Source organism: Spirosoma fluminis (assembly GCF_054778895.1).
Map to the genome: position 1 here is coordinate 38,772 of NZ_BAAGZD010000004.1, position 12,836 is coordinate 51,607.

12 protein-coding genes are annotated in these 12,836 nt (G+C 51.6%); 7 read left to right on the plus strand and 5 right to left on the minus strand.

What is annotated here, in order from left to right; genetic code table 11:
* Positions 1-40 precede the first annotated feature (40 nt).
* Together ACYVBJ_RS05560 and ACYVBJ_RS05565 are read left to right on the plus strand one after the other, a co-directional pair.
* Positions 41-1,078 (plus strand): sensor histidine kinase, encoded by a 1,038-nt coding sequence (locus ACYVBJ_RS05560; RefSeq protein ID WP_460981307.1) that lies wholly within the window; start codon positions 41-43, stop codon positions 1,076-1,078.
* Between the two features lie 7 nt (positions 1,079-1,085).
* Positions 1,086-1,841, plus strand: coding sequence for a LytR/AlgR family response regulator transcription factor (locus ACYVBJ_RS05565; protein ID WP_460981308.1), 756 nt, complete (start codon positions 1,086-1,088; stop codon positions 1,839-1,841).
* A gap of 112 nt (positions 1,842-1,953) precedes the next feature.
* Here ACYVBJ_RS05565 and ACYVBJ_RS05570 read toward each other — a convergent pair whose 3' ends face one another.
* Entirely contained in the window at positions 1,954-3,972 is a 2,019-nt protein-coding gene (locus tag ACYVBJ_RS05570; RefSeq protein ID WP_460981309.1) for a M13 family metallopeptidase, read from the minus strand.
* Between the two features lie 155 nt (positions 3,973-4,127).
* On the minus strand, positions 4,128-5,054 hold the full coding sequence (locus tag ACYVBJ_RS05575) for an EamA family transporter (RefSeq protein ID WP_460981310.1): 927 nt from the start codon (positions 5,052-5,054) through the stop codon (positions 4,128-4,130).
* 103 nt (positions 5,055-5,157) lie between these two features.
* On the opposite strand from ACYVBJ_RS05575, the gene ACYVBJ_RS05580 reads away from it, so the two are divergent.
* Positions 5,158-5,772, plus strand: a complete 615-nt coding sequence (locus ACYVBJ_RS05580; protein ID WP_460981311.1) for a CGNR zinc finger domain-containing protein — start codon at positions 5,158-5,160, stop codon at positions 5,770-5,772.
* 257 nt (positions 5,773-6,029) lie between these two features.
* Positions 6,030-6,347 (plus strand): DUF983 domain-containing protein, encoded by a 318-nt coding sequence (locus ACYVBJ_RS05585; protein WP_460981312.1) that lies wholly within the window; start codon positions 6,030-6,032, stop codon positions 6,345-6,347.
* Between the two features lie 38 nt (positions 6,348-6,385).
* Here ACYVBJ_RS05585 and ACYVBJ_RS05590 read toward each other — a convergent pair whose 3' ends face one another.
* On the minus strand, positions 6,386-7,261 hold the full coding sequence (locus ACYVBJ_RS05590) for a helix-turn-helix domain-containing protein (protein ID WP_460981313.1): 876 nt from the start codon (positions 7,259-7,261) through the stop codon (positions 6,386-6,388).
* A 186-nt stretch (positions 7,262-7,447) separates the two neighbouring features.
* On the opposite strand from ACYVBJ_RS05590, the gene ACYVBJ_RS05595 reads away from it, so the two are divergent.
* The 3 genes from ACYVBJ_RS05595 (at position 7,448) to ACYVBJ_RS05605 (ending at position 9,255) form a co-directional block, all read left to right on the plus strand.
* Positions 7,448-7,987, plus strand: a complete 540-nt coding sequence (locus ACYVBJ_RS05595; RefSeq protein ID WP_460981314.1) for a carboxymuconolactone decarboxylase family protein — start codon at positions 7,448-7,450, stop codon at positions 7,985-7,987.
* An 82-nt stretch (positions 7,988-8,069) separates the two neighbouring features.
* Positions 8,070-8,255, plus strand: coding sequence for a hypothetical protein (locus ACYVBJ_RS05600; protein WP_460981315.1), 186 nt, complete (start codon positions 8,070-8,072; stop codon positions 8,253-8,255).
* 112 nt (positions 8,256-8,367) lie between these two features.
* Positions 8,368-9,255, plus strand: coding sequence for an alpha/beta hydrolase (locus tag ACYVBJ_RS05605; RefSeq protein WP_460981316.1), 888 nt, complete (start codon positions 8,368-8,370; stop codon positions 9,253-9,255).
* A 158-nt stretch (positions 9,256-9,413) separates the two neighbouring features.
* Here ACYVBJ_RS05605 and ACYVBJ_RS05610 read toward each other — a convergent pair whose 3' ends face one another.
* Complete coding sequence (locus ACYVBJ_RS05610) at positions 9,414-10,160, minus strand: hypothetical protein (protein WP_460981317.1); 747 nt, start codon at positions 10,158-10,160, stop codon at positions 9,414-9,416.
* Positions 10,161-10,323: 163 nt separating this feature from the next.
* Positions 10,324-12,786, minus strand: a complete 2,463-nt coding sequence (locus tag ACYVBJ_RS05615) for a TonB-dependent receptor (RefSeq protein WP_460981318.1) — start codon at positions 12,784-12,786, stop codon at positions 10,324-10,326.
* Positions 12,787-12,836: the final 50 nt, after the last annotated feature.

Below are 12,836 nucleotides of genomic sequence, written 5' to 3' on the forward strand. Positions count from 1 at the left end.
CCGATTTGCCGACTAACGCGTCTCCTTCGTTTTTCGCACTATGAAACATCGTACCCGTACCTTGCTTTACCTGGGTGGTCTGGTGCTGTACCTGGCCCTCAGCCTTACGCAATTTTTGACTTCTGGCAAGCCGCATTTCTATGCAGGATACGCGGCCCTGTCGGTTATTTACCAATGGCTAACCATTTACCTGACGCATGTGGTGGTCTTGAATCCGTTGTTTACCCGCAAAAAATACGGCTGGGCTGTGCTGGGTATGCTGGGTTGCGTCGTGTTCTTTGTCGGGATTCGGTATCTGATTGATCAAGTGCTGTCGTTGGCCTTGTTCGGTATTCAGAATTACTTTCCGGGTACGCCATTCGGTCATTTTGTGAGAGATAATCTTTACTACGCTATTCCTTCCGTTCTGGTCGGGCTGGTGTTCAAGATTGTGGAAGACTGGTTTGTGCATCAGCAGGAACGTACCACGCTTCTGAACGAACGGAATACGGCCGAACTGGCTTTTTTGAAATCGCAGGTGAATCCGCACTTTCTGTTCAACACCCTCAACAACATTTATGCGCTGGCCTACACTAAATCTGATGCGGCACCGGGAGCTATTTTGAAGTTATCGGAACTGATGCGCTATATGTTATACGAGAGCAGCGCGGCTGAGCGGTCAGTGGGTGTGGATGGGCCCGTTCGGGTGCCGCTCTCCAAAGAGGTCGCGTATCTGGAGCACTTTGTTGAACTGGAGAAGCTCCGGGTGGCTAATGCACAGGTCCAGTTCAGTGTGGAAGGTAACACGGACTTGTTTCGGATTGAGCCGTTGCTGCTGGTATCGTTCGTCGAAAATGCGTTCAAACACGGCGATCTGAGCGACCCGAGCCATCCGCTGGTGCTGGACCTTAGCGTGCGGAATGGCATTCTTCGGTTCGATACGCTGAACAAAAAAGCGAGCCGCCAAACCGACGCAACCGGGGGCATCGGAATGACCAACGTACAGCGCCGACTCGCCCTGCTGTATCCCAACCGGCATAGTTTACACATCACCGACGAGCCTACCAGCTACGCCTGTTCACTGGAATTAAACTTGTAGCCTGCCTATGCGCTGCCTGATCGTTGACGACGAACCGCTGGCCCACGACATCCTGAGCGATTACATCCGCAAGGTGCCTTTTCTGGAACTGGTCGGGGCTACGACGAGCCCTATCGACGCCCTGACGCAGGTGCAGCGGGGCGAGGTAGACGTAGTGTTTCTGGATATTCAAATGCCGGAGCTCACGGGTATGCAGTTTCTGAATCTGGTCCGGCGCGGTGTGGTCGGGAGGCAATGCCGGGTTATTCTGACGACTGCTTATTCCGAATACGCGCTGGAAGGATACGAACACGAAGTCGTCGATTATCTGCTTAAGCCGGTGTCGTTCGAGCGGTTTTATCGCGCCGTGCAAAAGTTAGTGTCAACCGGCCCGGTCATCCAGCGCCCGGTGGCCGAATCGTCCGACCAGTCCTTGGCCGGGCCCCATCCGCCTACGTCAGGTAATGAGGGTACCAAAGACTTTATGTTTATCAAAACCGAATACCGCCTGCAACGAGTTAGCATGGCCGAGGTGCTGTACTGCGAAGGCCTGAAAGACTATGTATCGGTGTATACGCTGACCGAGCGGATTCTGGCTTTGCAGACGATGAAAAGTATGGAAGAGAAGCTTCCGGCTAACCGATTCGTGCGCGTGCACAAGTCCTACATTGTTGCCCTAAACCGCATTGAATCGGTGGAACGTAATCGGATCTACATTGGTAAAGCCGTTATCCCCATCGGCGATACGTACCGCGAAGCGTTTTACCGGCTAATCGAAGGCTGATACGTAGCACAAGTGTTGTGCGTATACTACGCGAATCATGAATAAAAAGCTGATGCGAAGCCCCGCCGTGGTGAGACTTCGCATCAGCTTTTTATTCATGGTCTAACCTACGCTACCAAACACTTATCCGATCCGTTTCGGGTTTATACATTTTGTCGCCGGGCTGTACATTAAAGGCTTTGTAAAAAGGCGTGAAATTCATCAGCGGCCCGTTCACGCGCCACCGAGCCGGCGAATGCGGATTAGTGTTAACGTACATGCCCATGTAAGCATCCCTTGTTTTGACGCGCCAGATACGGGCTATCGAAATGAAGAAGCGCTGGTCGGGGGTAAACCCATCCAGCTTTGTCGTGTCTCTGCCTTGCTCGGTCAATTTAAAGGCGTCATAGGCAATGGCAACCCCCGCAATGTCAGCCGTGTTTTCGCCCACCGTTAAAGCCCCCTTTACGTGCACTGAATCCAGCACCGTAAACGAATTGTACTGGTCAATCACCTGTTGCGTTTTCGCTTTGAATTTGGCGTAGTCTGCCGGGGCCCACCAGTTGGTTACGTTGCCATATTTGTCGTATTGGGCACCCTGATCATCGAACGAGTGCGTGATTTCGTGGCCGATTACCATCCCGATGCCGCCATAGTTCAGGGCATCATCGGCATTTACGTCGAAATAAGGCGGTTGCAGGATGCCGGCCGGAAAGACAATCTCGTTGAGCGGAGGATTGTTGTACGCCGTTACGGTCGGTGGCGTGGTGTGCCATTCCGTTCTGTCGACGGGTTGACCGACTCTGGCCAGCCGATCCTGGTAGTCATGTTTCGTAGCCGCCAACCGGTTTTCAAAATAGGCGTCTCGTTGTATGGCCACCCTGGAGTAATCCCGCCATTTATCCGGATAACCGATTTTTTGCGAGAAGGCGTACAGTTTATCTTTCGCCTTGGCCTTAGTCGAATCACTCATCCAGTCCAGGCGGTTGATGCGGGTTTCGAATGCTTTTTTGAGGTTTTCGACCAGGACCGCCATCCGTTGTCGGGCCGATTCGGGGAAATATTTCTTTACGTACAACTGGGCCAGCGCATCGCCGAGCGAGCGGTCAACGGCCTGGGTCATTTCTTCGGCGCGGGTCTGCTTAACCGCCTGCCCGGTCAGCACTTTGCTGTAGGCGAACGTAGCATCTACAAACGGTTGACTCAGAAAATTAGCGTAATTGGTTAAGGCGCGGGCTTTCAGATAAACCTTCCAGTCGTCAATGGCGACGGAGGATAACATCGTGTTCAATTGGTCATAATAAGCCGGTTGCCCTACGTTAACCGAATCAACCTGAAGACCTAAGTTGGTTAACAACGTTGTCCAGTGGAGAGTAGGCTGTTTCTGGCTCAGGGTAGCCACCGCCAGTTTATTGTAGTTGGCCTTTACGTCTCTGAGTTCAATGTTGGTTCGATGGGCCGTCGCCAATTGCTTCTCAATCGTATACGCCACTGTAGCATTTTTCGCGGCAGTGGCTGGCGCAGTGCCAGTCAGTTCAAACAAGCGGGCCAGGTAATTTTTATAAGCCGTTTGAATGCCGAGAGTTGACGAATCGGTCTTGAAATAATACGCACGTTCGGGCAGGCCAATTCCGGTCTGGCGAAACTGAGCAATATTTACCGTGCTTCGTTTCTGATCGGGACCAACGTAAAAGCCAATGATTGAGCCATTTCCCGCTTTTTGTTCTTCGGCGACCAGCGCCAACAGTGACGTTACGTCGCTGACGGCATCGATTCGGGCCAGCAGCGGCTTGATTGGTTCGTACCCGCGTTTGTTGATGGCCGTGGTATCCATGCCCGATGCATAAAAATCACCTACCTTTTGTTCGAGGCTTCCCGGCGAATTACGCTTTGCGGAAACGCTGTCCAGAATCGCCTGTAGCCGTATGCGCTGCGGATAATTCAAAAAGGAATACGAACCTACACCGGCCTGGGAGGCTGGTATGCGGGCCGTATCGTACCAAATGCCGTTGGCATACGCAAAGAAATCATCGCCGGGTTTTTTATAGGCATCGATACCGGTGATGACTACCCGTTTTGTCGCCGGAATAGACATGCGCTGACAGGCTCCTGCCAACAACAGAACCAGCGAGCAAAAGACGAATTGTTTCATGATACATGTAGGTAGAAGGCAAAATAAGCCGGGTCATTCAACTCAGAATCAAAAATGGCTCAATTTTAATTGATCTGAAATGATTAAGGGCTAAAAAAACAGGTTTGCCCAGCTTGTGAACGTGTTCTGGTTTCCGATCGCTACCTCACCTGCAGCTAAGCTTCCGCCCGAACCTGGCTCAGTTGGGTCAGCACCACGCCCGTTAGGACCACAGCCAGAGCAATCAACTGCTGGCCTGCAACCGGCTCACCAGCCGCGAGCCAACCGATGAACACGGCAACAATTGGATTGACATACGTATGGGTGCTGACCAGGGCGGGCGGCTGAACCGTAACCAGCCAGCCAAAGGCCAGGTAGGCAATGAGCGAACCAAAAACAATTAAAAAAACCAGGCCGCCCCAGGCCAGCAACGGTACCGCTTGCAGATCAAAGACTAACCACTCTCCATTGACCAAAGCAACCAATCCCGCGAACCCGGAAGCGGCCAATAGCTGAATCGTGGGGTGCCAAAACGTATAGCGGCCCGGCTTTATCCGGCGTGCCGCAAACAAGGTTCCGACTACCCACAAAACAGAACCCACCAGCACAAGGACTGTACCCAGGAGTACGTTCTCGGACTGATTTGCGTGCGGGCTCTGCGCCGGTGCAAACCGGGTGAACAAAACGATACCCAGAAAGCCAAGCAAGAGACCCGCAATCACTTTTTTGTCGCTGAAATACAGCTTCCAGCGCGAGTAGTCGAGCAGCACAAACCAAAGCGGTTCAGTGGCTACAATCACCGCAGCCGCCCCCGACGTAATGTACGTCTCGGCGACCACTACCAGCCCCGAACCACCAACCAGCATGAGAATACCACTGATGGCCAGATCACGAATCTCCTGCCGCTCCGGAAATGCCTGGCGTTTGCCATAAGCCAGCGTAGCCAGTAACAAACCCGCCACCAGATAACGTAGTGCCGATATAATAAAGGGAGGTATGGCTTTAAGCGCGAATAAGTTGGCCAGATAGGTGGTTCCCCAAACAAAATAGATAGCAATAAACGCCAGCACCAGCCATACCCGGGAAACGGTTGTTGTATTCATTTTATTACCTGTAAACTGACTTTTGATAGTATGAACCCTGGTTACGAAACTATAACCAGCTAAACTTGTTTTACCGGTTATAAATTTTAGCTGCGTTCAACTTATGGCAAAAGTCAGTACGATCACCGAAATGGACCTGACCGGCGGGGCTGCTTGTCTTGATTTTGTCAACACGGCACTTGAGTTTGATAAGCCTGTGGAGCGGCTGCATCAGTACAACGACCTGCTTATTCTCACCCGCCGGTTAGCCCTGCTGGATGCAGACACCCTTAGCGCCCTGGAGCAGTTAGCCCAGGAAGAGCCTGAGCAGGCAGAACGTGTTTTAAGTAAAGCGCGTCAGCTACGGCAGTCAATGCTTATTTTATTCACAGCTCTGGTAAAAGAAAAATTAGCCGAGGTTCCCGCTTCAACCCTAAAAGCCTTTAATGGACATATCAACGAAGCCTTGGTGCAACGGGGATTTTCCCGGCAAGCCGACAAGTTGACTTTAAGCTGGGTGCATCCCGGAACGGAGCTGCTACACGTGGTCTGGATCTTTAGCTTGTCGGCCTACGAATTACTGACAACACACGACCAAACGCTGATCAAACAGTGCGGTGCCTGTGCCTGGTTTTTCCTGGATACAACCAAAAATCACCGCCGGAAATGGTGCGATATGCAAAGCTGCGGCACCCACGTAAAGGCCCGGCGCTACTACCAGCGAAAGAAACAGGCGTAGGCGATTCGTACACTTATTCTCAAATCGATTATGAACGAACGGATCAAATCAGAGCGTTTTTATACCATAAATAGGCGAATTTGTCCGCACCTTAGGGAGTCGGCTAACGTATCTTTGTTCAGCAAAAGTCAGTCGCTCAGCACATCTTCAAACCAGGTGCCTGCCGTCTAAACCGATTCATTGTAATGGAAACGAACAGTCGATTATATAGCGTTATTTACAATAAATGTCCTCGTTGTCATCAAGGCGATTTCTTCGTGAAAAACAGCGCCTTTAGCCGACACTTCGATGATATGCACGAGCGCTGCTCGCACTGTGATCTCAACTTCATGCCCGAACCCGGCTTTTACTGGGCGTCGATGTTTGTCAGTTACGCCTTCTTTACCATCTGGACCTTAGCGACCTTTTTTGTCGTCGTTGTGTGGCTCAACATCGACCTGGATTACTACCTGATGGGGCTGATACCAACGCTCTTCCTGCTGACGCCGTTCTTTTTCCGGATGGCCCGTCGCACCTGGCTGACCATTTTCGTTAAGCCGGATGTGCAGCTGGTAAAATCAGCAAAGGCGATTTAAGCAAGACGAACTAACCTACACTGCCGGTTTCGTCGCGCTTACCGATAGGTGCGACGAAACTGCTCAGGGGTTACGTCGGCTTCTTTGCGAAAGAACCGGTTAAAGTAGGAGTGATCCCCGAAATTGAGCCGGTCGGCTACCTGAGCGACCGACAAGTCTGTGTGAACCAGCAGGCGCTTAGCTTCCAGAATCAGCCGTTCCTGAATAATTTTTTGCAGCGGTTTGCCCACGGCCGTCTGGCAGATCGTATACAACTGCTTTTCGGATAGCGACATCATGTCGGCATAGTCCCGCACGGTCTTGTGCGCTACGTAGTGTTTCTCCACCAGCAGCTCTAGTTGCCGGATCTGACTTTGCGCATGAGCCGAACGGGAAGCGGGGTAACTGGCCAGCCGAAATCCGCTTAGTTTCACCAGAAGAATGTTCAGATAAGACCGGATAATATCTTCCCGGCGGTACCCGTCGCCGATCGACTCCTGGTAGAATCTGACAAATAGTTCTTCGATACCGGCGGCTTCTGAGGGGGGCAGGTACTCGACGGGCGGGGTGCTGATCGAATGAAAAAGCGGAAAGTCACCAAGCTTCCGAGCGGGGAAATCGACCAGATAAAAGGCCGGATTAAAGAAAATCAGATACCCATCCGCGTCGTCCGAATACGTCCAGGTATGCACCTGAGCGGGTGACATAAAAAAGACGCTCCCCGGCTGAATGGGATAGTCCACAAAATCGACCGTGTGCGTGCCCTGCCCGCTGGTGAATATGGCCAGCAGGTAAAAGTCGTGGCGATGGGGCGTCTGGATAAACTGATACTGCGCTACGTGCTCCCGGAACAACTGAACATACACGTCGGGGTAGTGCTTCGGGGCTTGCTCAAAATCATCGATATGAAGGACTGGTAACGCCTTTTCTTTCATGGGTAACGTATCAATCGGGCAACGTAGCGGATGGCTGCAAGATAACGCTTCGCGGGAAGCAAAGGTTTGCTGAGCCTAAATATCAGCCGATCCGCGGAAAATCAATGCCATGAATAGACTGATTTGTCCGCTGTTGGTGACAGGCGGGCTAGTAGCTTTACGGCACTATTAATTAGTAACAGAAGTATGAAAAGTATTCAGGTACCCACCAGGGAGCAGGTAAGCGAGGCCGCACAACCCTTGTTCGATCAACTACAAAAACGATTAGGTAAAGTCCCCAATTTATACGCCACAATGGGGCATTCGGCAACCGCTCTTCATGCTTTTCTGCAATTTGAGGATCAGCTTAATCACGGCCTGTTTACGGGTAAAGAGCGTGAGGCTATTGCTTTGGTCGTTTCGCAGGTTAATGGCTGTAACTACTGCCTGGCCGCACATACTATGGCGGCCAAAGCTCGTGGATTTAATCTGGACGATACACTGACAATCCGTAAGGCTGATGTAGCCGATCCTAAACTGCAGGCCATTGTGCAGGTAGCGCAGTCTATCGCCCAGAATCAGGGCCATGCCGATCCGACGCTGGTTGAACAGTTCTTTGCGGTTGGCTACAACGAAGGGGCGTTGATGGAACTGGTGGGTTTAGTAACGGTACGTATATTTACGAATTACGTGTACGCGCTTACGGATATTCCGGTTGATTTTCCGGCTGCTCCTGCTTTAGGATAGCAACCGACTCTTGACTGGTAAGTAGTCAGGCTATGCCTCAATAAAGTATAGTTAATAATCAATCTTTACTGCAATTAAGGTTATGAACCCTAACGAATCTGATGACGAACTCCCTTTTGTACGTGAAGAGTGTGGCGATACCATGTGGGATGAAACAGTGCTGGACACACTGACAACTCCGCAAACTGAGCCAATAGTCTCGGCGCAATCTCCCCGCCAAACGGCCAACTCAAACGAGTCTGCTGAGCCTCACGAACAGCAAGGCTAGTTTATACATATCACCTGTTGAATAAGAAAGAACCAGAATGATCTTCGGTACGTAGGTGTTTACTACAAGTAGCTAACCAATTCAAAAGGTACTACGTTAGTCAACTGATTGTATGCTCCTACTTCGATTGTTATGGCAGATTCCAGCCGTTGTGCTTGCGCTGGCGATATTGCTCTTATTCATTAATGAATATGCCGTCGCTCACCCAAGCCGACGCCTGAAAGACCTTGCATACGTAGCGGCTGATCAGCCTGATTTCAACCCGGATCGGCACGTACTGGATGTATACGAACCCAAAGCGCGAACCGCTAGGGCACTGCCCGTCGTCCTGTTCATTCACGGGGGCAATTGGGATAGCGGTAACAAAAATATATACAGCTTTATTGGACGGAGACTGGCCAAACAGGGCATCGTCGCGGTTGTTATCAACTATCGACTGGCGCCTGGTGTGCAGGTACCAGCCATGCTGACCGATTGCGCCCGCGCGGTGGCCTGGGTGACAAAACACATTGCTGAATATGGCGGTGACCCAAATCGCATGTTTGTGATGGGCCATTCGGCAGGTGCTGGTTTAGCCGCCAGGCTGGCTGTCGAGGATCAATTGTTTGCTCAATACGGCCTTAGTCAGAACCCCATAAAAGGGGCCATACTCGATGATCCGGCTGGTCTGGACATGTTTGATTACCTGAAGAAAATGGAGTACCCCAACGATGAGCAGTATCTAGTGCCGTTTGGCAAAGAGCCGACTGTTTGGCGGGCCATGTCGGCTTTGTACCATGTCCGGTCGGGTAGCCCGCCGATGCTGCTGTTTGTGGGCGAGCGGACGTATCCGAGTATTGCCAGCAGTAGCCAGCGTTTCCGCCAGAGGTTACAGCAACTAGGGGTTCCCCATGAGTACAAAGTCATCCCCGGCAAAAAACACATCGGCATGGTGACGCAGTTATTCTGGAAGAACAACATCATCTACCGCGATCTGTTGAAGTTGGTAAACGGAGAGTAGTTTTTAATTCAATAACTCGCTGGAATCAATTTTGTCATTCAGACCGTAGGGAGGAATCTTCTGTAGCTGGATGTTTCTTAATCGAGAAGATTCCTCGCCACGATCGGCATGACAAAGTCATTGCTTGTTCAACTGGAAGCCGCAACGCGAGAAGGCAGTCAATACAGCTTCACCTTATACCGGTACCGGCCCCTGAAGTACTCGCGCATCTTGAGCACCTCTCTCGCCTGATCGGCAATCCAGAACGTAGCGTGGGACTGCTGCCCGTAATCAATTTTCAGAAGCCAGCAACTGATTTTCGTGTTTCCGCTGATAAGCAAGTTCTCCTTGCCTTCTACGGTTAGTCTGTAATAATTCGACGAGGGACTTCCCGGCTCATAAAACGCAACGGCGAACTGTTGACCAACCTTCTTGAACGGCAACAGCGGAAGAATTTCTAAATCCATCGGAAACTCAAAAGCCGTAGGTTTCATGACAACGTTGAACGTACTGTCTTTCGCGGTACGTCTGCTGGCAGCAGGAACAGTAACCGTTGCGCCGTTGAAGACAAAGTTGCGTTCCCCGCGCTTGAAATAGTTTCCGGTATGCGTAAGCGGAGCCAGATTAGCGGCCTGGCCCGTTGCCGTTACCTGCGCAATCAGGGTGTCTTTCCGGTACCAATCCAAACTGAACTGATACAGTTTCTGGCCTGCGGCATTAGTCGAAAAGCGGATTGAGCGATCCCAGAGATCGGCTGAACCTAACCGCTTGCCGGTGCTATCTTCAAAGAAAACGGCATAGGTCTGTTTCCCTTCTTTGAAGGCCGACAGGTTCAGTTTGTGGCTAGTGGTGTTGATGGTGTCCACCTGTGCATTCGCGGCAGGCGAGCTGAGCAGCAGACATGACAAAACAAAGAGTTGTTTCATGCAAAGGCATATTCTGATTTATGCCCAAGTTACTGACTGTAAGTCGCGACGGTTAATGTAATATGCCCAAGTAGAGATTGATCCGGATGAACAAGCGGATTTGGCCGATGAGTGGGTTGAAATAAAAGCCTGTACTGCCTTAAACCGGCTCTGTAAATACACGTTAAAACTCTCCTTCGCTCGCATCTTTCATCTTTTTCTTGGCTTGCCGGAGCCGATAATTAAATGTCAGGTTGATCTGCCGCAATCGGCCCTGAGAGCTGTTTTCGGTGTAAAAGTTCGTGCCTTCGGTGATCGATCGGTACCGGCGTGAGTTGAATACGTCCAGCACATTCAAGGTCAGTGTTCCATTCTTGTTGAGGATGTCGCGGCTGATGGCTAAATCCAGCGTAGCAATGGCTTTGCGCCGTCCCTGCGGGGTCTGCTGCGGAGCTTCGTAATTGGCCCGCATCTGAAGGTCAGTCGTTTTCCAAAGGGTAAAGCGCGAATTGGTTCGCACGAACCAGCTATACGTATCACTCTGGTAGCTGGCATCGAGGTTACTGCCATTGGTGATAGCCCGGAAGAAATTAACGCTGCCGTCTACCTTCCACCAGGGATAGAGCGCGTATGAGCTCGTGAACTCAGCTCCGTATGAGTTTTCGATGGCCAGGTTTTCGGGGCGGGTGTTGGAGTTGCCGGATGCATCGACGCGCCGGATCCTGATGATCTTGCCGGTTGTGTGGCGGTAATAGAGGGATGAGCTAATCGAGCCCTTGCCAACGTACTTAACGTGCCCAAGGTCGAACGAATTTGTGAACTCAGGGTTCAGGTCCGGGTTTCCGCTGAAGAAGTTGCGGCTGTCGCTGAACGTCATGAACGGGCTCAAATCGTTATACTGCGGACGGCGCACCCGGCGGCTAAAACTGACCTGAATGGCATGCTGACGAGGTAAATCATACGTAGCATGTACGCTCGGAAACAGATTGGCGTACTGGCGTGGGTTGACGTTGTTGGTTTGTTTGAGTGTCGTGGTTACGCCTGTCCATTCGCCCCGCAAACCGGCCTGATACGAGAATTTGCGCATTTTATTGCCCAGAATCGCATAGACCGCATGAATACGCTCTTGGTACAGGAAGTTGTTGGTCAGGCCATCGAGCGGACGCCAGCCACCATTTGCCCCCTGTTCCGTCACCGAATAGTCGTTGGTCATATCCCGCGAACTGCTGCGAAGGCCAGCCTCGAATTTACCGTCCTTTGCGAACGGCTTTACGTAGTCGATTTGCACCAGAAACTGCTTCTCGGTTTCGTCATTGAGCGAACGCTGCAAAAGCCGGGAGATGGGAGTGGTAGGTCCATCGGGCAGGAAAGTCTGCTGATTGAAGAACTGATCGGAGCTTTCCCAGTTGTCCAGGTAGCGCACATCGGCGGTCAGTTCGTGGCCTTCCCGGGCGAAGGTTCGCTTGTACGTCAAGGCATATTCCGAATTCGGCTCGGTTTCGGTTTCGTCCTGCGTACGGTTGGTGATGCTACGCAGGTTGTTTACGGTCGATTGGTAATCGAGGTATTGAATGTCAGCGAACCGTTTGCCTTTGCTGATTCGCCAGGTATAGGCAGCCGTCAGGATGTTTTTGTCGTTGAAGAAATAGTCGAGTCCTGCCCGGGCGCTGTTGTTCAGCCCCTTCAGGTTGTTGGTAGACGTCTGACGCGTAATAAACGTCGAATCATTCCGGTACAGCTCCTGGTACTGAGTGCTGCGACCGGGCGTATTACGGAATGAAGCCGTATAGTTGACAAAGAAGTTGAGATTTTTCCGGCGGTAATTGACGTTGGCGGCCGCACCGAAATTACTTGGGTAACCCGTTATTACGTCGAACGAGCCGTTGAAGCCTTCTTTCCGCTCTTTTTTCAGCACGATGTTAATGATGCCGCCCATCCCTTCGGCTTCGTAGCGCGCCGATGGGTTGGTGATGACTTCAATCCGTTCGATGCTGCTGCCCTGCAACTGCTGCAAACCGCTTGACCCCTTAAGGCTGACGAGTCCCGACGGTTTGCCGTCGATTAGAATCCGGACGCTGCCGCTCCCCCGCAGACTGACATTCCCTTCGCCATCGACAGCTACTGACGGTACATTCTGCAGAATATCGACGGCCGTCCCGCCTTTGTTGGCCAGGTCTTTACCTACGTTGAAAATCTTCTTATCCAGCGCCAGCTCCATTGTACTCTTTTCGGCCTGGACAACTACTTCGCTGAGGGTATTGGTCGACGCGGCCAGTTTGAAGCTGCCCAGATCGTGCGGAACGTTCTCACCTGCCAGCCGGATTGCGGCCGTCCGGTGCGATTTGTAGCCAATAAATTCCAGCAGCGCGTAGTAATTGCCGGACATAGCATCAAGGGCAAATTCACCGGTCTCATTGGTGATCGCTCCCGTCACAAACGAACTGTCGGCTTGCCTGAACAGACGGACGTTGGCGTACACCAGGGGCGTATTGGTTTGAGCGTCCAGCACTTTACCGCGTAGTTTGAGCTTGCCGCCATCCTGCGCCTGTACAGACGTACCAGAAACAAGAAAAACCGTAAGCAGAAGACCGGCGAAAAGTGAAGAAAGGAATTGAAAGAAATTAGAGAACGTACTGGTTGATCGCATCAGGCTGTTGAGAGTATTCTATGAGAGAAAAGCAGACCGCGCTCGGTTTT